The 23146-nt window shown below is 59.7% G+C and carries 24 protein-coding genes; 8 read left to right on the forward strand and 16 right to left on the reverse strand.

What is annotated here, in order from left to right; translation table 11 throughout:
• Positions 1 to 45: 45 nt before the first annotated feature.
• Positions 46 to 354: a hypothetical protein gene (locus ACXAC3_RS15555; RefSeq protein ID WP_475162010.1), complete on the reverse strand. Its 309-nt coding sequence runs from the start codon at positions 352 to 354 to the stop codon at positions 46 to 48.
• Between the two features lie 59 nt (positions 355 to 413).
• The gene (gene thyX / locus ACXAC3_RS15560) at positions 414 to 1325 is read right to left on the reverse strand and encodes an FAD-dependent thymidylate synthase (RefSeq protein ID WP_475162011.1); all 912 of its coding nucleotides are present in this window, start codon (positions 1323 to 1325) and stop codon (positions 414 to 416) included.
• Between the two features lie 175 nt (positions 1326 to 1500).
• Between thyX and ACXAC3_RS15565 the strand changes: the two genes are divergently transcribed.
• The 3 genes from ACXAC3_RS15565 to ACXAC3_RS15575 are packed head-to-tail and all read left to right on the forward strand — an operon-like array spanning position 1501 to position 3403.
• Positions 1501 to 1929, forward strand: a complete 429-nt coding sequence (locus ACXAC3_RS15565; protein WP_475162012.1) for a VOC family protein — start codon at positions 1501 to 1503, stop codon at positions 1927 to 1929.
• Positions 1926 to 2630 (forward strand): DUF1194 domain-containing protein, encoded by a 705-nt coding sequence (locus ACXAC3_RS15570; protein WP_475162013.1) that lies wholly within the window; start codon positions 1926 to 1928, stop codon positions 2628 to 2630. The genes ACXAC3_RS15565 and ACXAC3_RS15570 overlap by 4 nt, the downstream gene beginning before the upstream one ends.
• The gene (locus ACXAC3_RS15575) at positions 2627 to 3403 is read left to right on the forward strand and encodes a DUF1194 domain-containing protein (protein WP_475162017.1); all 777 of its coding nucleotides are present in this window, start codon (positions 2627 to 2629) and stop codon (positions 3401 to 3403) included. The genes ACXAC3_RS15570 and ACXAC3_RS15575 overlap by 4 nt, the downstream gene beginning before the upstream one ends.
• Here the strand turns inward: ACXAC3_RS15575 and ACXAC3_RS15580 are convergent.
• The 3 genes from ACXAC3_RS15580 to ACXAC3_RS15590 all read right to left on the reverse strand — a co-directional run bounded on the left by ACXAC3_RS15580 (position 3350) and on the right by ACXAC3_RS15590 (position 4572).
• Complete coding sequence (locus ACXAC3_RS15580; protein WP_475162019.1) at positions 3350 to 3847, reverse strand: MarR family winged helix-turn-helix transcriptional regulator; 498 nt, start codon at positions 3845 to 3847, stop codon at positions 3350 to 3352. The two genes, ACXAC3_RS15575 and ACXAC3_RS15580, sit on opposite strands and share 54 nt — an antisense overlap.
• Before the next feature lie 78 nt (positions 3848 to 3925).
• Positions 3926 to 4183 (reverse strand): succinate dehydrogenase assembly factor 2, encoded by a 258-nt coding sequence (locus ACXAC3_RS15585; protein WP_475162023.1) that lies wholly within the window; start codon positions 4181 to 4183, stop codon positions 3926 to 3928.
• Positions 4180 to 4572 carry a helix-turn-helix domain-containing protein gene (locus ACXAC3_RS15590; RefSeq protein ID WP_475162025.1) on the reverse strand — a complete coding sequence of 131 codons (393 nt, stop codon included), beginning with the start codon at positions 4570 to 4572 and terminating at the stop codon, positions 4180 to 4182. The genes ACXAC3_RS15585 and ACXAC3_RS15590 overlap by 4 nt, the downstream gene beginning before the upstream one ends.
• Before the next feature lie 91 nt (positions 4573 to 4663).
• Here ACXAC3_RS15590 and ACXAC3_RS15595 point away from each other — a divergent pair, with 91 nt between their 5' ends.
• Positions 4664 to 5866, forward strand: coding sequence for a pyridoxal phosphate-dependent aminotransferase (locus ACXAC3_RS15595; RefSeq protein ID WP_475162026.1), 1203 nt, complete (start codon positions 4664 to 4666; stop codon positions 5864 to 5866).
• Between the two features lie 13 nt (positions 5867 to 5879).
• Entirely contained in the window at positions 5880 to 6281 is a 402-nt protein-coding gene (locus ACXAC3_RS15600) for a hypothetical protein (protein WP_475162028.1), read from the forward strand.
• 12 nt (positions 6282 to 6293) lie between these two features.
• Here the strand turns inward: ACXAC3_RS15600 and ACXAC3_RS15605 are convergent, their stop codons facing one another.
• A complete protein-coding gene (locus tag ACXAC3_RS15605) occupies positions 6294 to 7646 on the reverse strand; it encodes an MATE family efflux transporter (RefSeq protein WP_475163459.1) in 1353 nt (450 codons plus the stop codon).
• Positions 7647 to 7820: 174 nt separating this feature from the next.
• Between ACXAC3_RS15605 and ACXAC3_RS15610 the strand changes: the two genes are divergently transcribed.
• Positions 7821 to 8696 carry an alpha/beta fold hydrolase gene (locus ACXAC3_RS15610; RefSeq protein ID WP_475162031.1) on the forward strand — a complete coding sequence of 292 codons (876 nt, stop codon included), beginning with the start codon at positions 7821 to 7823 and terminating at the stop codon, positions 8694 to 8696.
• Between the two features lie 3 nt (positions 8697 to 8699).
• On the opposite strand, the gene ACXAC3_RS15615 is transcribed toward ACXAC3_RS15610, so the two are convergent.
• Positions 8700 to 9308: a carboxymuconolactone decarboxylase family protein gene (locus tag ACXAC3_RS15615; protein ID WP_475162035.1), complete on the reverse strand. Its 609-nt coding sequence runs from the start codon at positions 9306 to 9308 to the stop codon at positions 8700 to 8702.
• Positions 9309 to 9431: 123 nt separating this feature from the next.
• Between ACXAC3_RS15615 and ACXAC3_RS15620 the strand changes: the two genes are divergently transcribed.
• Entirely contained in the window at positions 9432 to 10274 is an 843-nt protein-coding gene (locus ACXAC3_RS15620; protein ID WP_475162036.1) for a methyltransferase domain-containing protein, read from the forward strand.
• Between the two features lie 135 nt (positions 10275 to 10409).
• Complete coding sequence (parE, locus tag ACXAC3_RS15625; RefSeq protein ID WP_475162038.1) at positions 10410 to 12368, forward strand: DNA topoisomerase IV subunit B; 1959 nt, start codon at positions 10410 to 10412, stop codon at positions 12366 to 12368.
• Between the two features lie 173 nt (positions 12369 to 12541).
• On the opposite strand, the gene ACXAC3_RS15630 is transcribed toward parE, so the two are convergent.
• The 9 genes from ACXAC3_RS15630 to ACXAC3_RS15670 form a co-directional block, all read right to left on the reverse strand.
• Complete coding sequence (locus tag ACXAC3_RS15630) at positions 12542 to 13183, reverse strand: DUF3800 domain-containing protein (protein WP_475162039.1); 642 nt, start codon at positions 13181 to 13183, stop codon at positions 12542 to 12544.
• Between the two features lie 202 nt (positions 13184 to 13385).
• On the reverse strand, positions 13386 to 14165 hold the full coding sequence (locus tag ACXAC3_RS15635) for an alpha/beta hydrolase (protein ID WP_475162042.1): 780 nt from the start codon (positions 14163 to 14165) through the stop codon (positions 13386 to 13388).
• A 58-nt stretch (positions 14166 to 14223) separates the two neighbouring features.
• Complete coding sequence (locus ACXAC3_RS15640; protein ID WP_475162043.1) at positions 14224 to 15369, reverse strand: iron-containing alcohol dehydrogenase; 1146 nt, start codon at positions 15367 to 15369, stop codon at positions 14224 to 14226.
• Between the two features lie 68 nt (positions 15370 to 15437).
• Entirely contained in the window at positions 15438 to 16820 is a 1383-nt protein-coding gene (locus tag ACXAC3_RS15645) for an aldehyde dehydrogenase family protein (RefSeq protein WP_475162046.1), read from the reverse strand.
• Between the two features lie 94 nt (positions 16821 to 16914).
• Complete coding sequence (locus ACXAC3_RS15650) at positions 16915 to 18276, reverse strand: glutamine synthetase family protein (RefSeq protein ID WP_475162048.1); 1362 nt, start codon at positions 18274 to 18276, stop codon at positions 16915 to 16917.
• 57 nt (positions 18277 to 18333) lie between these two features.
• A complete protein-coding gene (locus ACXAC3_RS15655; protein ID WP_475162051.1) occupies positions 18334 to 20019 on the reverse strand; it encodes a Na/Pi cotransporter family protein in 1686 nt (561 codons plus the stop codon).
• A 146-nt stretch (positions 20020 to 20165) separates the two neighbouring features.
• Complete coding sequence (locus ACXAC3_RS15660; RefSeq protein WP_475162053.1) at positions 20166 to 21200, reverse strand: TRAP transporter substrate-binding protein; 1035 nt, start codon at positions 21198 to 21200, stop codon at positions 20166 to 20168.
• 52 nt (positions 21201 to 21252) lie between these two features.
• The gene (locus ACXAC3_RS15665; protein WP_475162055.1) at positions 21253 to 22572 is read right to left on the reverse strand and encodes a TRAP transporter large permease; all 1320 of its coding nucleotides are present in this window, start codon (positions 22570 to 22572) and stop codon (positions 21253 to 21255) included.
• On the reverse strand, positions 22569 to 23141 hold the full coding sequence (locus ACXAC3_RS15670) for a TRAP transporter small permease subunit (RefSeq protein WP_475163461.1): 573 nt from the start codon (positions 23139 to 23141) through the stop codon (positions 22569 to 22571). Before ACXAC3_RS15670 ends, ACXAC3_RS15665 begins: the two co-directional genes overlap by 4 nt.
• Positions 23142 to 23146: the final 5 nt, after the last annotated feature.

Below are 23146 nucleotides of genomic sequence, written 5' to 3' on the forward strand. Positions count from 1 at the left end.
ACGGCCAATTTCCGGCCGTTGACCGATTTTCAAAGGTTTGAAACCTTACCCTCGTGCCGGGTCGCTCCCGGCATGAGTGTGCCAGTGTTGACCCATCGCCACGATGCAGGACGTTCCCGTGGCGTAGGTCACCACCATTGTCCAGTCGCCGGACTTGCTGGTCCAGACCTCCATCACCTGCTCCGGTCCCCGCACCCCGGTTGCAGCGCGTTCCGAGCCGAACTGGCGCGTCAGTTTCTCGTGCATGCGGGGCGTCGGCTCGCAGATCACCTCGGCAATCGGAGACTTGGCAACCGCTGGCCCTGCCAACATCAGGACAAGGCAAGCGGATCGGGTTGCGGCAGAAATTGTCATGAGTTGAATGTAACATCTTCATGACAATCCGTATAGACAAACGATATGCGCTTTGCCTTTTACCCTTCGCGAATGACGGCCTCGAACTCGCGCCATTCCCGCGCGGTCATACCGGAGTTTTCCTGCGTTACCGTCTCTCCGGCCAGCATTCTGCGCAGGCTGTCGACCATCTGTGCAGACAGGTTAACGGCGCCCAGGCGGTAATCTTCGAACGCCTTGTAGGCGAAGGGCACCCAGTCGGCGACGATCCTGCACATGGTTTCGGCATAGACCCTGATCTCGTACTGAGCGTGCGGATCGGCCCGCAGGCGCAGGAAGTGGAACAGGTTGTGCAGATCCACCTTCCAGTACCACTGGGTATAGATGTTTGCCGGCAGGTTCATTCGTGCCAGTTCCCGCGCCAGCCCCTGCTGGCCGTCCTGACTGATCATCGCTTCGTAATTGTCATAGCAGCGCGCGCTGTCGGCCTTGAGAATGTCCAGCACGCGCGCGGCCTCTTCCCCTTCCAATGCCGAACCCCGGCCCTGGTTGTTGACCTCGGACTGGGCGGCGACATGGTCCGGCGCCGGGATGTAGAATTCGCGGTCCAGTATCGAATAGCGCGCGGAATATTCGTTCACATTGGCCGTGCGGTGGCGAATCCACTGGCGTGCCACGAATACGGGAAGTTTGACGTGCAGTTTGACTTCGCACATCTCGAACGGGGTCGAGTGCCAGTGGCGCATCAGATAGCGGATCAGCCCCTCATCGTTTTGAACCGATTTGGTCCCCTTGCCATAGGACACCCGCGCCGCCTGGCAGATCGCCGCGTCGTCGCCCATGTAATCGATCACGCGCACAAATCCATGGTCCAGCACCTGATGCGCCGAATACAGGTGGTCTTCCATCCCCGCAGCCACAACGCGGCGTGTAGGATACGACTGCGCCCGTTGCGCTTCGATCTCGGCCAGTTGGTCAGAGGACAGCGGCATGAAATTTCCTTTCCAGCAATGAGTTGCCTGCCACTATATCTCGGCAATTCTCGGACCGGAACCGCGATATGTGCGACGAATTCTGCAATTTCCAAATTGTGTCCGCGCGGCCTCTCGACACCCTTGACCGGCGCGCTAAGCTGCATCGCGTCACCTGAACAGAAAGGAAGCCGCAATGGGGCTGAGATATCTTCACACCATGATCCGCGTGAAGGATCTGGAAAAGTCGATGGCGTTTTACGAACTGCTGGGGCTGAAGGAAACCCGCCGGTATGACAGCGAAGCCGGGCGGTTTTCGCTGATCTTCATGGCGCCCCCGGGGCAGGAAGACCGGCCGATCGAACTGACCTACAACTGGGACGGGGACGACGCGCTGCCCAGCGACAGCCGCCATTTCGGGCACCTCGCCTATGGCGTCGACGACATTTACGGGATGTGCCAGCACTTGCAGGACAACGGTGTCGTGATCAACCGCCCGCCGCGTGACGGGCGCATGGCTTTTGTGCGGTCTCCTGACAACATTTCGGTAGAGCTGCTGCAGAACGGCGAGGCGCTGAAACCCGCCGAACCCTGGGCCAGCATGGAAAGCACCGGCCACTGGTGATCCGCTGGCTGATGACATTGGGCCTGGCCGGGCTGGCCAGCCCCCTTCGGGCTGAAACCTGCCGCCTGGCTCTCGCGCTTGCCATGGATATCTCGACATCCGTGGACGCGACCGAGGATACCCTGCAACGGCAAGGTCTGGCCGCCGCGCTGATCGCGCCCGAGGTGACAGAGGCGTTCTTTTCCTCCCCCATGCCCGTCGCTCTGGCGGTGTATGAATGGAGCGGTCGTACCACCCAGCGTGTCATTCTGAACTGGACGATGATCCGCTCTGAAGCCGACCTGCTGTTGGCGGCGTCAATCGTCCAGCAATCGGTGCGGTCCGACAGCGGCTCGGCCACGGCCATGGGATATGCGCTGGCCTTTGGGGCCACGCTGATGCAGCAGGCCCCAGGCTGTCTGTTCCAAACCATCGATCTGTCCGGTGACGGGTCGAACAATGATGGCTACGGACCGGATTCAGCCTATCGGCACTTTCCGTTTGAAAACACGGTGGTCAACGGGCTGGTCATCAATGCCGCCGATTTCGAGGGCGAGCTGTTCCTGATCCCCTTCTTCGAAAACAACGTCCTGCACGGACCCGGTGCCTTTCTTGAAATCGCGCAGGGGTTCGAGGACTTTGAACGCGCCATGCGGCGCAAGCTGGAGCGGGAATTGCAAGGTCTGCAAATCGGGGCGCTGCATAGCGATGGGCAGCAATGATACGGGTCCTGGCATTTGTCCTCAGCCTGGCCGCAGGTTCGGCGGCATCGGAATGCCGGCAGGCGCTGGCGCTGGGTCTGGACGTTTCCGGGTCGGTGGACAGCGGTGAATACCGCCTGCAACTGGATGGGCTGGCGGCCGCGCTGCAACGACCCGACGTCGCGCAATTGATCCTGTCCAACGCTGCCGCCCCAATCCGACTGGCGATCTATGAGTGGAGCGAGACCGGCCACCAGCGCGTATTGCTGAATTGGACCGATCTGCGATCCATCCAGGATCTGGAACGGATCGGCGCGATGTTGCGCAACACAAGACGCAGCGCCGCGCCGCAGGGAACCGCGCTTGGATCTGCCATGCTGTTCGGGGCTGAATTGCTGTCGCAACAGGCCGCATGCTGGAAACGCACGCTGGATTTGTCGGGCGACGGAAAACACAACCTTGGCCCCCACCCGCGGGACGTTAAAAACACACTCTCGCTGTCGGGTGTCACCATCAACGGATTGGTAATCGGGGCGGACGATCCCAACAATGGTGACACACGCTATGTGCAGGTGGGCGAGCTGTCGGCCTATTACCGCGCCTGGGTCATTCTGGGCCCGAATGCGTTTGTCGAGGTCGTGCTGGGTTTCGAAGCCTATGAGGACGCGATGGCCCGCAAACTGTTACGGGAACTTCAGGGACCTGTCCTGTCCTATGAAGGCGGGCCCAAGCGTCATCGGTCAGTAGATATAGCGGATCTGGTCGGTCCAGTACCGTTCGACCCGGCGCAATGAAGTGGTGATATCCTCAATCCCTTCCAGCCCCAGCACACCGCGACTTTGTAGCCCTTCGGCATGGCGCGCAAACAACTCGGCCACGATATCGCGGATTTCCCGGCCCCGCGGCGTCAACCTGACCCGCACCGAGCGTCGGTCGATCTCGCATCGCTGGTGGTGCATATACCCCATCTCGACCAGTTTCTTGAGGTTGTAACTGACATTGCTGCCCTGATAGTAGCCCCGGCTTTTCAGCTCACCCGCCGTGACCTCGTGATCGCCGATATTGAACAAGAGCAATGCCTGTACGGCGTTGATCTCAAGCACCCCCACGCGCTCGAACTCATCCTTGATGACGTCCAGCAGCAGGCGGTGCAGCCGCTCAACCAGGGCAAGCGCCTCAAGATAGCTGGTCATGAACCCCTTGGTTCCGGGCGCGGAGACCTGCATTTCGATACTCATCCGATCCTCCGATTCAATCGCGCTGTTTCAGGCAGAATGAATTGAAATCCCGAAAAATCGGTTAAGCGGGTTTTTCCGTTATTTTTGAAACGTCTGCGCGATATCGGAAATCAGGTCAGCGAAGGTTTCGGGCGGTCGGACCTGCCCCGTTACCCATTGATACAGATCCTGGTCATTCTCGTGCAGCAGCGCATCGTATGTATCCAGCCCGGCAGGGTCCATATCGGCCAGATGCCGTTCGGCATAGGCCGACAGGATCAGGTCCATCTCTTTGATGCCGCGCCGCATGGAGCGCATCTTCAGACGCTTGACCCGTATGTCCCGGGGTTCGCTCACTGGCCGTTCTCCAGCATCAGGCGCAGCTTTTTTTCCAGCCTTGCCGCACGTTCGGCGCTGGCGCGCATCTCGCCGCGAATGGATCGCAGCTCGGCCACGACCTCTGCCAGTTCGGGAACGCCTTCATCGGCCTCCTGCGGGGCGTCCATGCCCTCGCCCTCACCGGTCAGCAGCCACATGATGGAAACGTTGACCATGCCCGCCATCATCGAAAGTCGGTTCGCGCGCGGCTCGGACAGGTCATTCTCCCACGCTGCAATAGTTGCCTTCTTGACGCCCAGACGACGGGCCATCTGCGACTGCGTCATACCGGCCGCTTCGCGGGCGCCTGCCAGGCGATCCCCGAATGTGGCTGCGTCCGGTCCGTACCAGTCGTTTTCGTCGTTCATCGGGCTCTCCAATTCCATTCTTCATATCGCTTGATCGTCATTCGGGCGCACCCTATGACAGACAGGCTGAACATACAAACCGAGGCCGTCCATGAGTTTCCTGTCTGCGACACTGTCACGCGTAAAACCATCGCCTACGATCGCGATGACGGCCAAAGCGGCCGAGTTGAAGGCCGTCGGACGCGACGTTATCGGCCTGAGCGCGGGGGAACCCGATTTTGACACGCCGCAGAACATCAAGGATGCCGCCGTTGCCGCAATTGCGGCCGGCAAGACAAAATATACCGCCCCTGACGGCATCCCCGAACTGAAGCAAGCCGCCTGCGCCAAGATGAAACGTGACCACGGGCTGGATTACACTCCCGCGCAGATTTCGGTTGGAACCGGTGGCAAGCAGACGTTGTACAACGCTCTGATGGCGACGATGAACGAAGGTGACGAGGTCATTATCCCTGCCCCTTACTGGGTTAGCTATCCCGATATGGTGCTGTTGGCAGGGGGTACTCCGGTGGTCGTTGAAACGACGCTGGAAAACAGCTTCAAGTTGACCCCGGAACAGCTTGAGGCGGCGATCACGCCCAAGACAAAATGGTTCATCTTCAACTCGCCGTCCAACCCCACGGGCGCGGGGTACAGCCGGGCCGAACTGAAGGCCCTGACCGATGTGCTGATGCGGCACCCGCAGGTCTGGATCATGTCCGACGATATGTACGAGCACCTCGCCTATGACGGGTTCGAGTTCTGCACCCCGGCCGAGGTTGAGCCCGGCCTTTATGACCGCACGCTAACCTGTAACGGCGTGTCCAAGGCCTATGCCATGACCGGCTGGCGCATTGGCTATGCCGCTGGCCCGGTTGAGATCATCGCCGCGATGCGCAAGATCCAGTCTCAGTCGACATCAAACCCCTGTTCAATCAGCCAGTGGGCCGCGGTTGAGGCGCTGAACGGCACGCAGGCATTTCTGGCCCCGAACAACGATACGTTCAAACGTCGCCGCGATCTGGTTGTCCGGATGCTGAACGACATAGAAGGCATCACCTGCCCGACGCCCGAAGGCGCGTTCTATGTCTACCCGTCCATCGCCGGACTGATCGGCAAAACGACACCTGCCGGAACGGTGATCGACTCGGATGAGGCATTTGCCACCGCACTGCTCGAAGAGGCAGACGTCGCCGTCGTGTTTGGCGCGGCTTTTGGCCTGTCGCCGAACTTCCGTGTCAGTTATGCAACCTCGGACGAGGCGCTGACAGAAGCTTGCACCCGCATTCAGCGCTTTTGCGCATCGCTGACCTGACCGGAGACCTCTGATGACGGCTGAACTGCCCGAATACTATTTCCGAGTGCGCGAGAACGGTGCGGCTGTGTTCCGGATCGACACCGAGAACCGCCAGCGCCGGATCGAAATGGACCAGATCGCGGTGATCAACATCCGAAACGGCGAGGTTAAGCCGCAGGGACAGCGCGTTCTGAGCGATGCTGATCGCGAGGCGATCACCCGCTGGATGGAAGAACGCAAGACCCTGCTGGCGCAGCGCGATATCGACGACATTCATCGCGCGGTCGATTATCTGAACCTGACCACGCATTGGGCGCAGTCCAAGGCGACGGACGAACAGCTGGAAGAGATCACCGACCGGCTATTGCTGGCCATGCATGATCTGCGCACGGTTCTGGTGCGCAAAAAGGCGGATCGTCTCAGCAAAGGCTGATCCGCCGGGCGGCTATTCTGCGGGCACCCCAATGGCGCGCACCGAACGCAGCCAGAACCGCGCCATCAACAGGACCGCTGCGCAGGCAAGACCCAGCACGAGGCCCAGCCAGATACCGATCCCTCCGAGGTCCTGCGTAAATCCAAAGTAATATGAGGCCGGTATCCCCACGACCCAATAGCTGAGCCCGGCCATCACCATCGGAACTTTCGCATCCTGCAACCCGCGCAGCAGGCCCAGCGCGATTACCTGCGCCCCATCCACAAGCTGGAACAGGGCGGCCATGGCCAGCAAGCCGGTGCCGATCGCCAGAATCTCGGGGCGCTGCGGATCGTCAGGTTCGACAAAAATCGAGATCAGCGGCTCGGCGCAGGTCAGGAACAGGGTAATCGTGAAGACAGAGACAATCAGCGACATCGCCGTCACCGCGATCGCACCTTTTTCAAGATGCGGCCTGTCCTTGCGGCCCAGGGCGTTCCCGGCGCGGATCGTGGCCGCGTTTGACAGCCCCAGATGCACCATGAACGTGGCCGAGGCCAGGTTCAGCGCGATACCATGCGCCGCCAGCGGCACCTGACCGATCCACCCCATCATGAAAGCCGACATCGCAAACAGCGACACTTCGGCCAACAGGGTCAACCCGATGGGAACACCCAGCCGAAGGACGCTGAACAACATCTCCCAATCCGGGCGCCAGAATCTTTGGAACAGATTGTGTTCCGGCAGGACGCGCACGGCGTAGACGATCACCGCGATAAGAGACACGGTCTGCGTCACAACCGAGGCTATGGCCGCACCCATCACGCCGAGTTCCGGCGCGCCCCAATTGCCGAAGATCAGCGCATAGTTGGTCAGCCCGTTAACCACCGCCGCAGCGACCGTGATCCACAGCACGATCTGTGTCCGCTCCAGCGCCGCAAGATAGGATTTCAGTACCATGACCACCAGCGCCGGGAACAATCCCCACCCGGCAACCCGCAGGTATTCCGACGCGGTTTCAGCAACTTGCGGGTCCTGATCCGTGGCAATCAGGATCGGGTAGGACCACCAGAGCAAAGGAATCACCAGCATCCCGTAAAGCAGCGACAGCCACAGCCCCATCCGCGTCGAACGGCGGATGCTGGTTTCATCCTCTTCGGCGGCAGCGGTCGCGACCATCGGCATGACTGCCAGACCAAAACCACCCCCGAACAGGAACAGGACAAAGTAAAAACTGCTGGCCAGCGTGACAGCGGCCAGTGCCTCGACCCCGTACCAGCCCAGCATGATCGTGTCGGTCAGACCGATGGCAAACTGCGCCAGATGCCCGCCGATCAGCGGCAGGCCCAGCACTGCAATGGCCCGGAAATGGGCGCGATATGTCATCACCTTGTTCATCGCATCAGCCATATGCCCGGCCAAAGGCTTGGACAAGAGCCGATCTGAGAAATTTCAGATTGAGACCGGCATCCGGCAATCGCAGGCCCACCTTTCACAAACCAAACCGGGCTTGGACCCGCCGCAGGTTGCTTATTCCACAGGAGAACATACAAACAGACCATGGACACAAGCATCGTCGAACTGAACGGCCATCCCTTCTTTCTGCGCAGCTGGGGGCGGCCGAACCTGCCGCCGCTTCTGATGTTGCACGGGTTTCCCGAATATGGTGGCGCATGGGGTGATCTTGCCCCGTTTCTGTCGGCTCATTACCACTGTCTCGCGCCGGATCAGCGCGGGTATGGGCAAAGCTGGGCACCGGAAGGCACCGGCAATTACACTTTGTCCCAGTTGGTGACCGACATGGCGGCCCTGGCCGAACAAAAGGGCGCGCCGCTGACTGTTCTGGGCCATGACTGGGGGGCGTCAGTGGCTTACGGCCTGGCAATGTTCCGCCCTGATCTGGTCAGGCGTCTGATCATAGCCAATGGCGTCCATCCGGTGCCGTTTCAGCGGGCCCTTGCCGCCGGCGGGGCGCAATCGGAAGCGTCGCAATATATCAACGTCCTGCGCACGCCACAGGCCGCATCGTATTTTTCCGCCGACAATTTCGCCAAACTCGAACAGTTTTTTCGGCACGGCATGGGCGTCGACTGGCTGTCGGAGAGCCGCATGCGCACCTATCGCGCCGAGTGGGCCAGACCCGGTCGCCTCGATGCGATGCTGAATTGGTATCACGCTTCGCCTTTGGTGGTGGCAAAACCCGGCGAACCGCGCACCGACCTGCCCGAACTGCCGCGCGAGCGGCTGATGATCCGTTGCCCGCACCTGTTGTTATGGGGTCCCGAAGACAAAGCCTTGCTACCGGAGACAACACGGGGGCTAGAGGAATTTGCCCCTGACCTGACCCGCATGGACATTCCCGGCACGGACCACTGGCTGCATCACCAAAGGCCCGAGGCTATTGCGCGCGCCATTCTGGACTGGGACACAGGCTAGCGCCTATTTGTGTCCCCAATCCGCCGGGTCCTTGGAATTGTTTGGTGACAGGCCCAGAATGTCGCCATCCGTGGAACATCCCAAGCCCAGAACGGTTCGGTTTGCATAAGCGAAATACGCACAGACCTGATTGATCTCCAGAATCTCGCCGTCATCCCATCCGGCATCCCGGAGCGCCCCGATATCCGCCTGTACCATCTCGGCCGGTGCTTCGGTCAGCTTTCGGGCATAGTTCATCGCACTGATCTGCGCGGTGTCCAGGGGCGCGGTTTCCAGGGTTCTGGCCTCAATCGCGGCGCGAATGGCAAGGCCCCGGTCGGCATCGTCCAGCAGCCGCTGCAATCCACTGAAATGATGTTCGACACAATAGCTGCATTGGTTCAGGGAACTGACCCAGACGCCCAGAACCTCCAGAAACCACTTGGGGACGGAATTGGCCGAATGGTGCAGCACGTTCTTATACAGCGCCATGTGACCTTCCATCGAATGCGGTCGCAGCGAATGCACCATCATGATGTTGTCTACATTGTTGCCCGGGCCGGTCACCCGTTCGTAAAGTTTCTTCAGCCTGCCTGTGGCTTGTTCGAACGGAACGGTTTTTATCCAGCTCATTTGGCCCCCATGGTCCTGCGCGCATCACGTTCAACCCAAACATTTATCCCGTCATTCTTCGAGACAAATCTGGATCATCCCAACATGCCGGGATAAGCTTCCGGAATTCAAGAGGGAGAGTAAATGATGGAAAAGGCGGAAGAAACTGTCGCCGAATGGTATGCCAGCCACCCGATTTCGGCACCGCATATCCTGACCAAGCTGACTGCCAGCAGGGGAAACCTTGACGGTGTTACTGCACAGGAGCTCTACCCTTACGATCAGGATCACTATGACGGGCTGGACGCAAATGCCCGGCTGGCGGACAACACGCAGATGAAGCCCGGCGACAACGTTCTGGACGTCTGCGCCGGCCTTTGCGGACCGGCGCGGTGGTACGCGACCGAACGCGGTGTTCAGGTCACCGGTGTCGATATCAGCCCCAACCGCATCGACGGTGCGAAAGAGCTCAATTCACTGGTCGGGCTGCAGGATCAGGTGCATCCGGTTCTGGCCAGCGCAATGGCCCTGCCGTTCGACGACGCCCGGTTCGACGCTGCGGTCAGTCAGGAATCCTTTTTGCATATCCCGGACAAACCCCGGGCACTGCGCGAGGTTTTTCGCGTCCTGCGCCCCGGTGGGCGCTTTGCCTTTACCGATTGGGTGATGCACACACGCCTGTCGGACGAGGAAATGGAACAATATCGTCAGGGAATAGCCTGTCAGTCCATGCTCAGCATCCCCGAATATCAAACCGGGCTGCAACAGGCTGGTTTTCGGGTGGTTTCCGCGGATGATGTCACGGCCTCATGGGGCGACATCCTGGCACGGCGCCTCAGCATGTACCGGGCGCTTGATGCCGAGGCTGAACGCGCGGGCAACCCGTCCAAAGGGGACGAATTCCTGCGGATGTACGCGCAGTTTGTTGACGACGTTCAGAAGCGGCGAATTGGCGGCGCGCGCCTGACGGCAGAAAAACCTCAATAACCGGTTTCCGATCAGCGGCTTCCGGAAAGGCGCCGGTATTCTGACGTCCAATCGCACACAACACCTCGGGGACCTCTTCCCCCCGACCACATCACCTGCCATAATGGGACCAACCTAAAAACAAGAGCAGCACCCATGCCCGACGATCTGTTGACGCCCAGCGCGACTACTACTTATGACGCCTCTTCCATTGAGGTGCTGGAAGGTCTGGAACCGGTCCGCAAACGCCCCGGCATGTATATCGGCGGCACCGATGAGCGCGCCTTGCACCACATGGTGGCAGAGATCCTCGACAACTCGATGGACGAAGCGGTCGCCGGTCACGCCAACCGGATCGAGGTCGAGCTGCACTCTGACTACGCCCTGACCGTGCGCGACAACGGGCGCGGTATCCCAATCGACCCGCACCCCAAGTTTCCCGACAAATCGGCGCTTGAGGTCATCCTCTGCACCCTGCACGCAGGCGGTAAATTCTCGGGCAAGGCTTACCAGACCTCGGGCGGTCTGCACGGCGTGGGTGCCTCGGTGGTCAACGCGCTGTCGGATTCGATGGTCGTACAGGTGGCGCGGGACAAGCAGCTGTTCGAACAACGGTTCTCGCGCGGTATCCCTCTGGGTCCCGTGCAAAAGGTCGGCGCAGCCCCCAACCGGCGCGGCACCACCGTCACCTTCCACGCGGACGAGGAAATCTTCGGCCATCACCGCTTCAAACCGGCGCGCCTGTTCAAATCCATTCGCTCCAAGGCTTATCTGTTTTCGGGCGTGGAAATCCGCTGGAAGTCCGCCATCGACGATGGTGAGACGCCGACCGAGGCCAGCTTCCACTTCCCCGGCGGCCTGTCGGATTACCTGAAGGAGACAATGAACGGCTCCTCGACCTATGCCGAACAGCCTTTTGCCGGCACGGTGGATTTCAATGAAAAATTCGGCACGCCGGGCAAGGTCGAATGGGCCATCAACTGGACGCCTTCGCGCGACGGGTTCATCCAGTCCTATTGTAACACCGTCCCCACGCCCGAGGGCGGCACCCATGTGGCGGGGTTCTGGGCGGCGGTCCTCAAAGGCATCAAGGCCTATGGGGAACTGATCAACAATAAAAAGGCAGGTCAGATCACCCGTGACGATCTGATCACCGGCGGCTGCGCGCTGGTGTCGTGCTTCATCAGTGAGCCGGAATTCGTCGGCCAGACCAAGGACCGCCTTGCGACGGTCGAGGCGCAACGGCTGGTGGAAAATTCGGTCCGCGACCATTTCGATAACTGGCTGGCCGCGGACACGAAATCCGCCGGCGCGATACTGGACTTCCTCATCCTGCGGGCTGAGGAACGCCTGCGCCGACGGGCCGAGAAGGAAACACAACGCAAGTCCGCCACTAAGAAACTTCGTCTCCCCGGCAAGTTGGTGGACTGTAGTAGTTCAACACGCGACGGCACGGAATTATTCATCGTCGAGGGCGACTCGGCGGGCGGGTCCGCCAAAATGGGCCGTGACCGTAAAACGCAGGCCCTGCTGCCCCTGCGCGGCAAAATCCTGAACGTGCTGGGCGCGGCCAGTTCGAAACTGGGCACCAATGCCGAGATCAACGACCTGACCCAGGCGCTGGGTGTAGGCCTTGGCACTAAGTTCAACGTCGACGACCTGCGCTATGACAAGATCATCATCATGACTGACGCGGATGTGGACGGGGCGCATATCGCCTCGCTGCTGATGACGTTCTTCTTCACCCAGATGCGGCCCATGATCGACGCGGGCCACCTGTATCTGGCCTGCCCGCCGCTTTATCGCCTGACTCAAGGCGCTAAACGCGTCTATTGTCTGGACGAGGCCGAGCGCGACGAATGGCTTGAGAAAGGTCTGGGCGGCAAGGGCAAGATCGACGTCTCGCGTTTCAAAGGTCTGGGCGAGATGGACGCCAAGGACCTGAAAGAGACCACGATGGACCCGGCCTCGCGCAAACTGATCCGGGTCACGATTGATGAAGACGAACCCGGTGAAACCGGCGACCTTGTCGAGCGTCTGATGGGCAAAAAACCCGAACTGCGGTTCCAATACATTCAGGAGAACGCGCGGTTCGTGGAGGAGTTGGATGTTTGAGGCTAACCAGCTTTCTTGCCGGTTGGTAAGCCGCGTGCTGAGGCAATAACGTCCTGCACTTCTTTGTCCAACTTAACCTGTTGAAGCGAGTGAATACACTTTAGACCGGCTCCAACGATCCGACCTTTATGATCAGTAGCGAAACGACCGGACAACTCTAACCAGTAGCGGGTTTAAGGAGTCCAGTAGTTGTCTGGCGTTTTATTGACGCAGCAATAGACACTGTGCGCAACGAAGTCAGCTACTCTGAGCAAGTCTTCTTCGTCTTTGGATTGCTCAATCAAACCAAAGGGATTGATTGTTACCAGTTGCTTTGATTGCGGGTAAATCGGATTGTTCTTCACTTTGCTCAAATACCGGCGAAGAGCGTCATAGTCATGGTTTCTAGTTTCAACGACAATTCGAGGCTCGTGATAATCAGTTGGGAAGTTTGAAAGATCACGCCCGATCATTTCGAGTAAGTACTTTATGCACTTATTGTAGAACTTGTCGGGTTCCCAATCGATTTCCTTAGCATAGTCATCAAGGGTGTGTTTGTTTGAAATCAAGCCATAGAACCGCAAGCGCATATCGGCCAATCGCCGCGCAAAATGCACTTTTTGCGAATGGCTCAAGTCTGTAGCGTGCTTCCAGCGTTTCGTTTTTCGAAACGCATTTTGCAACTCATCAAGCAGTTTTCGAGCCTCAATTTGCGAGGCCCTACGCATAACTACCGCGCCCATACAAAAATATGGAGATGAGCCCGAAGCCGATTTAGACCGAATTTTGGAAAACCCAGTATCACCGCTTTCGTCAATGTAGATTGTACAAGTCATGGAAGCATTCAGCGAAATTGTGGTGCCCCAGAGGAGGCAAAAATATAATTAGGGAATTGTCGCGCGCCTAAGTTCCATGGCTCAACTGTACAACTTTATTAACAAAACAAAAGTGTAGCTAACTCTCGGGTGCGTGCTAGATGCTTTGCATCAAGCATTGGGTGTATAGATCCGGCCGAGTCCGCAACCCGCAGGCCGGGCTTCAGCCCGGCACTACAGTCACCCTGTCCAACCACTCCGCAATCTGCCCCGCTGGACCCTCCCACCCCGGCTCCATGAACAGAAAATGCGCGTGGTTTTCGACCGGCAGAAACGTCGCGCGGTCTCCGTAGAGTTTCGCCAACGCGCGGCAGGTTTTGGGGTTGACGGCCCGGTCCTCGGTGCCCGAGACAATCAGCACCGGGCAGTCGACCTTGTCGATATCGACCTTCATCGCGTGGTGGTCGTCGAACATCCAGAAGAACATTTCGAACATCACCCGCCCGCTCTCAGCACCAAGCTGGTCGAACACCTCATGCTGCTGCGCCTCGGGCATCTTGTTCAGCGCAAAGGGGGCCATCAGGTCGAACTCGACGCGCATGGGCTGTTTCCAGAATGCCCCGCCCTCCATCAACGCGCGCGGCACGGCGCGTTCGTCATCGGTTTCGGGCAAGGTGCCCCACGGCGCGTTGGGGTTGATCAGGACAATCGCGCTGGCCAGCCCGCGCGACGCCACCTGCTGCGCGACGACCCCAGCGATGGCGTGGCCCAGAATGACAGGTTTGCCGTCCAGCCCCTGCACATATGCGGCGATGTCATCGACGTAATCCAGAACGCTGGTATCGGTGAGGCCGGGATCGGGTTCAGCCCGGGGGTCGCCGCCATGATAGCGCAACGCCGGCGTATGGACCGTCCAGCCCCGGTCGCGGAAGAACCCCGCGTAATCCTGCATACACCAAGGACCGGCAAACGCGCCGTGGATCAGAACAATCTCTTTGGTCATGAAAATCTCCCTCACCTCTGATCAGTATGAGAGGTGAGGGAGCGTTTGGGCAAGGCCCTTACAGCGCCGCCTTGAACAGGCCGGTCAGGTTATCCTCGGTCAGTTCTATCGGGTTGCCGCCGCAGGACGGGTCGATGACCGCCCCCTGCACCAGTTCGGGGATCGACGCCTCGGTCACACCCAGATCAGCCAGCCTGCGTGGGATACCAAGGCTGTCATTGAATTCCTGCACAAAGGCGCGGAAGCCGTCGAACCCTCTGTCGATGCCCAGATAGGCAGCGGCCTGCTGGAAGCGGTCGGCGATGACTGGCGCGTTGAACTCCAGCACCGCCGGCATGCAGACCGCGTTGGTGGTGCCGTGATGGGTGTTGAACACCGCGCCGATGGGGTGGCTCATCGCGTGGATCGCGCCGAGGCCCTTCTGGAAAGCGGTTGCGCCCATCGCTGCCGCGCTCATCATCTGGGCGCGGGCTTCGATATCGGTGCCGTCAGTAAAGGCGCGCGGCAGGTAATACTTGACCAGCCGCATCCCCTCCAGCGCGATGCCCTGAGACATCGGGTGGTAATGCGGGCTGGAAAACGCCTCGACACAATGCGCGAACGCGTCCAGACCTGTGCCCGCCGTGATGAAACCGGGCATGCCCACGGTCAGTTCAGGGTCACAAATCACCACGGTCGGCAATACCTTGGGATGGAAGATGATCTTCTTGGCGTGCGTTTCAGAGTTGGTGATGACACTGGCGCGGCCCACCTCAGAGCCCGTTCCGGCGGTGGTTGGCACCGCGATGATCGGCGCGATGGCATCGGCATCCGCGCGGGTCCACCAATCGCCGATATCCTCGAAATCCCAGACCGGACGCGTCTGACCGGCCATGAAGGCAACCATCTTGCCCAGATCCAGCGCCGAACCGCCGCCAAAGGCAATCACCCCGTCATGACCGCCCGCGTTATAGGCCGCAACCCCGGCGTCGAGGTTCTTTTCATTGGGGTTCGGGTCCACATCCGCAAACAGGCCGCGCCCCAGTCCCGCAGCCTCCATGATATCCAGCGTCGACGCTGTGATCGGCAGATTGGCCAGCCCATTGTCCGTGACCAGCAGCGGCCTCTTCATCCCGGCCGCAGCGCAGGCCTCGGGCAGTTCCCTGATGCGCCCGGCACCGAATTTGATTGCGGTCGGATAGGACCAGTTTCCAACAAGTGTCATGTCAGAGATTCCTTTGTTATTGTGGCCTGCCCCGGCGAGGGGGTCTTTCCGGGGCAGGCAGATCGCTCTCAGCCGGTGACCTTTTTCAGGTGATAGGATTTGGGACGTGTCAGGTTGTGGTAACCGATCACGGACAGCCCGCCGCCGCGCCCGGTATTCTTGCAGCCGGTCCAGCACAGGCCCGGGTCCAGATAGTCGGCACGGTTCATGAACACGGTGCCGGTTTCGATGGCGTCACCCACCCGCGCGGCGCGATCCACGTCCCGGGTCCAGAGGCTGGCGGTCAGGCCAAACTCGCTGTCGTTCATCAACGCGATGGCTTCCTCGTCCGAGGACACTTTCATGATGCCCACCACCGGGCCAAAGCTTTCCTCCCGCATCACCCGCATGTCATGGGTGACGTTGGTGAGGATTTGAGGGGTCAGATAGGCCCCGCCGTCATCTTCAGCAAAGGTGTCGATATGGGCCACCGCTCCGGACGCGACCGCCTCGGCAATCTGCGCGCGCACCTCGTCGGCAAAACGGACATTGGCCATCGGGCCAATCGTCGTTTCGGCGTCCAGCGGGTCGCCCAGCTTGTAGCCTTTCACGATCTGAACCGCCTTGGCGACGAAGGCATCATAAAGACTCTCATGCACATAAATCCGTTCGATCCCACAGCAGCACTGCCCCGAGTTGAACATCGCCCCGTCGATCAGCGTGTCAACGGCGGCATCCAGATCGGCATCCTCCATGACATAACCCGGATCCTTGCCGCCCAATTCGGTACCCACGCCGGTAAATGTGCCCGCCGCCGCGCGCTCCATCGCCCGGCCGCCGCCGACCGAGCCGGTGAAGTTCACGAAATCAAACGCGTTGCCCGCAGTCAGGTCACTGGTCACGTCGTGGCTCAGGAACACGTTCTGGAACACATCCTCAGGCACGCCCGCTGCATGAAAGGCCTGCGCCATGCGCTCACCGACCAGAAGGGTCTGTGTGGCGTGTTTCAGCATCACAGTATTGCCCGCGATCAGCGCCGGCGCCACCGTGTTGATTGCCGTCATGTAGGGGTAATTCCAGGGTGCCACGACAAAGACAACCCCATGCGGGATGCGTTTGATGTAGCGCCTGAACGTCTCATCCTCACCCACGGCGATGTCGGCCAGAGACATCTCAGCAATCTCCGCCATGTAACTCGCGCGCTCGTTGAACCCGCCGAACTCCCCGCCATAGCGCACCGGACGCCCCATCATATGCGCGAGTTCGGTAACGATCTCATCATTCATCGCGCCCACGGCAGCGACACTTGCCATCACAAGATCGATGCGTTCTTGCAAGGGCCGTGCCGCCCAGTCCATCTGCGCCGCCCGTGCACGCTCAGCCGCCGCAAAGGCTGCGTCCCGCGACAGCACGTCCCGCTCCGCATATACCGACCCGTCAATCGGTGAGACACATTTCAACATCTGCCCCATAGTCACTCCATTTCCGAAAGAAACAGGATCCCTGCTTCATCTGGCCAAAAATACCTCGGGGGTCTGGGGGCAGAGCCCCCAGCCTGATCCGACCTCACGCCCGCTCGAACCCGCGGGCAATTTCCCAATCGGTTACGACGCGCTCGAATTCCTCGACTTCAACCTCGGCCGCACGTGAATAGTGATCAACCACCTCATCCCCCATGGCCGATCGCAACATGGACGAACTATGCAGTGCATCCCGCGCTGCAAGTAAGTTGCCCGGGATCATCCCGGTCTCACCCTGATACACATCGCCCTTGGTAGGAGGTTGCAACTCCAACCCCTCTTCGATCCCCGCGATCCCGGCGGCCAGCATCCCGGCCATCGCGAGATAAGGGTTCATATCCGAGCCCGGAATCCGGCATTCGACCCGAACGGCCTTGGTTCCATCGCCGCACAGACGGAAGCCGGCGGTGCGGTTGTCTACCGACCAGATAATCCGTGTCGGTGCAAATGTGCCCTTCATGAACCGCTTGTAGCTGTTGATGTAAGGGGCCATGAAATATGTGTAGTCGGCGGCGTATTTCAGCAGACCTGCCATATAGCTTTTCATCAGCGCCGACATGCCCAGCTCGTCCTCTGCATCAAAGAACACAGGCTTGCCATCCGCCCACAGCGACTGGTGCACATGGCTGGAACTGCCGACCTTGTCATGATGCCATTTCGGCAGGAATGTCGCGGCGTGGCCATACTGCCACGCGATCTCCTTCACCGCATTCTTGGCGATCGAGTGATACTCGGCCGTCTCCATAGCAGATGCGTATTTGATGTTCAGCTCTTCCTGCCCGGTCTCAGCCTCGCCCTTCGAATTCTCGACCGGAATCCCCGCATTCCACAGATGATTGCGGATCGGGCGCATCACATGCTCTTCCTTGGTGGTCTGCAGGATGTGATAGTCTTCGTTATAGCCCGAGATCGGTTCCAGATCGCGGAACCCTTCCTTGCGGATCTGATCAAAGCTCTTCTCGAACAGGAAAAATTCCAGTTCGGTGGCCGTCATCGCGTCATACCCCATCGCTTTCAGACGGGCGACCTGTTTCTTCAGGATCGACCGGGGCGCGTGGGGCACTTCCTCGTGCGTATGGTGATCAAGCACATCGCACATCACCATCACCGTGCCTTCCAGCCAGGGCACCGGGCGTAACGTGTGCAGATCCGGCTTCATGGCATAATCGCCATAGCCCCGTTCCCAACTGGTCGCCGCGTAACCGTCCGGTGTGCCCATCTCAAGGTCGGTGGCCAGAAGGTAGTTGCAGCAATGCGTTTCCTCCCACGCGCCGGCCACGAAGTGACCCGCGTGGAACCGCTTGCCCATCAACCGCCCCTGCATGTCCACCATGCAGACCAGAACGGTGTCCACCTCGCCCGCCTCGACCCTGGCCTTCAAATCAGCCAAACGTTGTTCATCGCCCATCTGTCAATCCTTTGTCACCCTCAGAGACCCCGGCCTCATTTCCTCAGTTGACGGCCCTCAATCCTCGGACGCGTCCTTTTCCATTTCCATGACCAGACGCGTCTCCAGCACCTGCCCGCTCTTGTAGAGGATCGGATAGGCGATGGCGGCAACATGGCCGTGCAGGTCCCGCATGGCGCGCAGCGTTTCAAGATGCAGATCGCTGGAGCGGAAGCTTTCAGTCTGCCCCCGTTCCAGCCGCTTCAGATGCGCCTTGCGGCTGTTTCGCGACAAACGCTTGACCTCGGCCTTGTCCAGCACCAGCCGGCGGGCGCAGTCCATGTCGTCCACCAGCAGCACATGGCGGGCCAGCGAGAAGCTTTCCAGTATCGCGCTGTGCAAATCCTTCAGCTCTTTCCACCCTTGGGCGGAAAACTCGGTGCGTTCCGTGTGCTTGATCTGGGCGGTGCGTGTCATGCGGTTCGAAACCACATCGCCCGCGGCCTCCAGTCGGATGGCGTATTCCACCAGCCCGCGCGCCGCCTTGATCTGCGCCTTGGTCATGTTCTGGCGCGGCATGCGCGCGACAAAACGGCGAATTTCAGTCAGTTGCGCATTGACCCGCTCATCCTGCTGCCACAGGGCTGATATCGCGTCGCTGTCGTCCTGTTCGTAAATGTCCAGCACCGGGCGAAACATCCGCTCGACCTGGGTGACCATCTGCAGCAATTCGTGGCGCACCGAGGACATTGCCACATTTGCCCCCGACGCGCTGGGATCGCTCAGCGGGCTGAGCGCATCCGAGAACTGATCCATCGCCTTTTTTTCCACCTCGGGTTCAGGCAGCAACAGAGTCATCGGCCGCTCCAGCCGGTTGACAAAACCCGATGCCAGCAGGAACACAGCCAGGTTGAACCCGATATGTGCAAGGATCAGCGACTGCCCTGCCCCGGTGATCATCAGCGCCCCTTGCGCGCCGTAAACGTTGACTGCAATCAGCACCACAAGCGCGGCACTGCCCCGCAACAGCAGGTTGGCCATCGGAATGCGGCGGGACGAAACCGTCAGGTCGCGCGTCAGCCAGATCGGGATAAAGGCCGAACCCAGATTAGCCCCCAGCACCAGTGACAATCCGGCCGCAAACGGGATCGCTCCGATCTGAACCAGCGTCACGCACATCAGGATCGTCGCAACCGAGCTGTGCATGACGAATGCTAGCACCGCCCCCACGATGAAAGCGCTGAAATAGTCGCTTTCCAGATAACCGGCGATGGCCGGAAGAAACGCGCTTTCGCGGATTGGCTCGACCGCGTCGCGCAGGAACTGAAGTGAGATCAGAATGAAGGCGATACCCAGAATGATCCGTCCCATCAACCGCACATTGGCCCGGTCGGACTTGAGGTACAGCCACCCGCCCAGCGCAAGCAGGACCGGTTGCAGCCAGCCCAGATCATAGGACAGAACCTGAATGATCAGCGCCGAGCCCAGATCGGCGCCCAGCACACCGGCCAGTGCGATACCAAAGCTCACCATGCCCGCCGCGGCAAATCCGGTCAGCAAGACGGCAACTGCGGCCGAGCTTTGAAGGATCGTGGCCAGCACCATTCCGGCCCCGCCAGCAAGAAAACCGTTCGAATGGCGCGTCAGGATCGACTGGAACAGCGCGCCAAAACGCCGTTCGATCCCGGTTCTTACCAGCCGCACGGCAAACAGCAGCAACATGGTCGCTGCAAAAATCTCGATCAAAAAGCCTGCAATGGCCATCTGCTTACACCTCGCCGCTCCGGATCACGCCGCAGCGCACCGGGGGCCTTGATTTTGGTTTAAAAACAGATGTCAGCATACGAATTGTCGGTTCCGTTTGTCCAATCCCGGCGCAGGGCAGATACCGCGCGCCGGGGCTGAGGTTCTTAGCCGTAGCGATAAGGCCGGCCGGCCTTGAGCATGTCGGCGTTATACTGCTTGAAGATTTCGACAACCTTCGCCTTGGTCTCGGACTCGGCCGCGATCTCGTCCCAGAACGCGACTGCCGCGGCTTCGACGGTTGCCCATTCTTCATCCGGGATCGAGGTCAGCTGCATCTTGGTCCCGTTGACCCGCAGGCTGGCTTCGCCGCCCCAGTACCACCACTGGCGATAGTAATGCGACTGGTCACAGCACACGCGGAACAGGGTTTGCAGGTCTTCCGGCAGCTCGTTCCAACGGTCCATATTGGCGAAGAACGACCCGGCCCATGCGCCCGAGATGTTGTTGGTCAGGAAGTAGTTGGTCACATCCGCCCAGCCGACAGTATAATCCTCGGTGATGCCTGACCATGCAATGCCGTCCAACTCGCCGGTCTGCACCGCGACCTCGATGTCTTCCCATGGCAAAGTCACCGGAACAACGCCGAATTGCGACAGGAACCGGCCCGCCGTCGGGAAGGTAAAGACGCGTTTGCCCTGAAGATCGGCCAGGCTGTTGATCGGGTCCTTGGTGGCAAAGTGGCACGGGTCCCACGCCCCGGCCGAGATGTGTTTCACACCGACCTTGGAATATTCTTCATCCCAGATTTCGTTCAGGCCGTACTGGTTGAACAGCACCGGCACATCCAGCGAATAGCGCGAGGCAAACGGGAAATACCCGCCGAATACGGTGACCTCGGTGGGCGACGCCATCGAGTCATCATCCGACTGAACCGCGTCGATAGTGCCTTTCTGCATCGCGCGGAACAATTCACCGGTGGGAACCAGCTGATCGGCATAGAACAGTTCGATCTGCATGCGGTCGCCCGCAATTTGGTTGAACATCTTGATGGCGGGGTCGATCACATGCTCGGCCAGCGCGGGCCCTGCATAGGTCTGCATCCGCCAGGTGATCGTGCTTTGTGCCAGAGCCGGCGTGGCCAGAGGCGCAGCGGCCACACCTACCCCGGCCGTTTTCAGAAACTTACGTCTTGTCGTCATGTCAATTTCCTCTCCGTTGAAGTTATTCGTGCCCATTCGAAAGGCATTCTTGTTAATTTCCATAGACATAGCCGGGCAACCAAAGCGCGATTTCCGGGAACACCATAATAATGATCAGCGCCAGCACCATCACGCCGACAAACGGAATGATCGAACGGTAGATGTCCTTGAGCCTGATCTCGGGCGGGGCCATCGCGCGCATCAGGAACAGGTTGTAACCAAAGGGCGGCGTCATATAGGCGATCTGCGTGGTGATCGTATACAGCACGCCGTACCAGATCAGATCAAAGCCCAGCGCCCCGACCAGCGGCACGTAAAGCGGCGCCACAATGACCAGCATCGCCGTGTCGTCCAGAAACGTGCCCATGACGATAAAGCTCAGCTGCATCAGGATCAGAATCATCCAGGGCGAAAGGCCCAGCTGTTCGGTGAACAGATTCTCAATCGCCTTCACCGCGCCCAAGCCGTCGAACACGGCCCCGAAGCCCAGCGCGGCAAGGATGATCCACATGAACATGCAGGAAATCGCCATCGTCTGTTTGGTGCAGTCTTCGAAAATCTTCCACGTCATGCGGCGCTTGACGACCGAAACGACCAGCGCGGTCAGCGCCCCGATGGCAGAACTTTCCACCAGCGAGGTCCATCCGTTCACAAATGGCACCATCATCGCGGCAAAGATAATCAGCGGCAGGGCACCCGCCCCCAGCAAGCGGATTTTCTCGGCCCGCGGCACCTCATGCGCGTCTTTCATCGCAGGGCCCAGTTCCGGCTGAATGCGGCAGCGAATCCAGATGTACAGGATGAACAGACCGGCCATCAGCAGACCCGGAAGAATGCCAGCCAGCCACAGCTGACCGACTGGCTGCCGCGCGATCATCGCATAAAGCACCAGAACCACCGAGGGCGGCACGAGAATACCCAGGCTGGAGCCTGCCTGAATGACCCCGGTCACCATGGTCTTGTCGTACCCGCGCCGCAACAATTCGGGCAGCGCAATGGTCGCGCCGATGGCCATGCCCGCGACACTCAGCCCGTTCATGGCCGAGACCAGCACCATCAAACCAATGGTGCCAATTGCCAACCCCCCGTTTACCGGGCCCATCCAGACGTGGAACATCCGGTACAGGTCGTCGGCCAGCCGGCTTTCAGACAGCACATAGCCCATGAAGATGAACATCGGCAGGGTCAGCAGCGGATACCATTTCATCAGCTTCATGGCGGCCGAGAACGGGATGTCCTGCCCGCCTGTGCCCCACAGCGCCAACGCGGCAATGGTTGCCACAGCTCCAATGGCGCCAAAGACGCGCTGCCCGGTGAACAGCATCAGCATCATCAGCGCGAACATGAAGATGGCGATAAATTCCTGGCTCATGCCCGCTGGACCCCGATTTCCTGCCCGTTGATCCGGGCTATGTCTTTGAAGAATTCCGAAATTGCCTGCAAAAGCATCAGGAAAAAGCCGAGCACCATGATCGCCTTGATCGGCCAGATATACGGGCGCCATGCGGTGGATGAGCGTTCCAGACGTCCGATCTCTTCACTGCCGGTCAATAGGCCGGTGAAAAAAGACAGCGGCGCGTCGCCCCAGTACCCGAGGCTATAGGCCGTGGACCCCAGCCCGCCATAGAGCAGAACACCCAGATACAGGATCAGCAAAATGACGGTGAAGGCGTCGAACCAGGCTTTTCTGCGTGGGCTCCAGTTGTGATAGAACAGATCCATCCGCACATTCGAGCCCAACTGGATCGAATACGGCCCGCCCATGATGTAATAGGTCACCATCGCGAACTGCGCCAGTTCCAGCGTCCAGAGCGATGGCAGGAAAAACGTTTTCGAGATCGAGGACCACAACAGGATCCCCATCATCGCGAACAGCCCCCACATCATCACCCGGCCGATCCTGTAGTTGACCGCATCGACGACCCGCACATATGACGCCATCGCCC

It is taken from the genome of Ruegeria sp. ABV4_181 (assembly GCF_056158465.1).

Bases quoted from the DNA above. Each gene is read 5' to 3' on its own strand.
- ACXAC3_RS15555 (WP_475162010.1), bottom strand. From the start codon at position 354: ATGACAATTTCTGCCGCAACCCGATCCGCTTGCCTTGTCCTGATGTTG.
- thyX (WP_475162011.1), bottom strand. From the start codon at position 1,325: ATGCCGCTGTCCTCTGACCAACTGGCCGAGATCGAAGCGCAACGGGCG.
- ACXAC3_RS15565 (WP_475162012.1), top strand. From the start codon at position 1,501: ATGGGGCTGAGATATCTTCACACCATGATCCGCGTGAAGGATCTGGAA.
- ACXAC3_RS15575 (WP_475162017.1), top strand. From the start codon at position 2,627: ATGATACGGGTCCTGGCATTTGTCCTCAGCCTGGCCGCAGGTTCGGCG.
- ACXAC3_RS15580 (WP_475162019.1), bottom strand. From the start codon at position 3,847: ATGAGTATCGAAATGCAGGTCTCCGCGCCCGGAACCAAGGGGTTCATG.
- ACXAC3_RS15590 (WP_475162025.1), bottom strand. From the start codon at position 4,572: ATGAACGACGAAAACGACTGGTACGGACCGGACGCAGCCACATTCGGG.
- ACXAC3_RS15595 (WP_475162026.1), top strand. From the start codon at position 4,664: ATGAGTTTCCTGTCTGCGACACTGTCACGCGTAAAACCATCGCCTACG.
- ACXAC3_RS15600 (WP_475162028.1), top strand. From the start codon at position 5,880: ATGACGGCTGAACTGCCCGAATACTATTTCCGAGTGCGCGAGAACGGT.
- ACXAC3_RS15605 (WP_475163459.1), bottom strand. From the start codon at position 7,646: ATGACATATCGCGCCCATTTCCGGGCCATTGCAGTGCTGGGCCTGCCG.
- ACXAC3_RS15610 (WP_475162031.1), top strand. From the start codon at position 7,821: ATGGACACAAGCATCGTCGAACTGAACGGCCATCCCTTCTTTCTGCGC.
- ACXAC3_RS15615 (WP_475162035.1), bottom strand. From the start codon at position 9,308: ATGAGCTGGATAAAAACCGTTCCGTTCGAACAAGCCACAGGCAGGCTG.
- ACXAC3_RS15620 (WP_475162036.1), top strand. From the start codon at position 9,432: ATGATGGAAAAGGCGGAAGAAACTGTCGCCGAATGGTATGCCAGCCAC.
- parE (WP_475162038.1), top strand. From the start codon at position 10,410: ATGCCCGACGATCTGTTGACGCCCAGCGCGACTACTACTTATGACGCC.
- ACXAC3_RS15630 (WP_475162039.1), bottom strand. From the start codon at position 13,183: ATGACTTGTACAATCTACATTGACGAAAGCGGTGATACTGGGTTTTCC.
- ACXAC3_RS15635 (WP_475162042.1), bottom strand. From the start codon at position 14,165: ATGACCAAAGAGATTGTTCTGATCCACGGCGCGTTTGCCGGTCCTTGG.
- ACXAC3_RS15640 (WP_475162043.1), bottom strand. From the start codon at position 15,369: ATGACACTTGTTGGAAACTGGTCCTATCCGACCGCAATCAAATTCGGT.
- ACXAC3_RS15645 (WP_475162046.1), bottom strand. From the start codon at position 16,820: ATGGGGCAGATGTTGAAATGTGTCTCACCGATTGACGGGTCGGTATAT.
- ACXAC3_RS15650 (WP_475162048.1), bottom strand. From the start codon at position 18,276: ATGGGCGATGAACAACGTTTGGCTGATTTGAAGGCCAGGGTCGAGGCG.
- ACXAC3_RS15655 (WP_475162051.1), bottom strand. From the start codon at position 20,019: ATGGCCATTGCAGGCTTTTTGATCGAGATTTTTGCAGCGACCATGTTG.
- ACXAC3_RS15660 (WP_475162053.1), bottom strand. From the start codon at position 21,200: ATGACGACAAGACGTAAGTTTCTGAAAACGGCCGGGGTAGGTGTGGCC.
- ACXAC3_RS15665 (WP_475162055.1), bottom strand. From the start codon at position 22,572: ATGAGCCAGGAATTTATCGCCATCTTCATGTTCGCGCTGATGATGCTG.
- ACXAC3_RS15670 (WP_475163461.1), bottom strand. From the start codon at position 23,141: ATGGCGTCATATGTGCGGGTCGTCGATGCGGTCAACTACAGGATCGGC.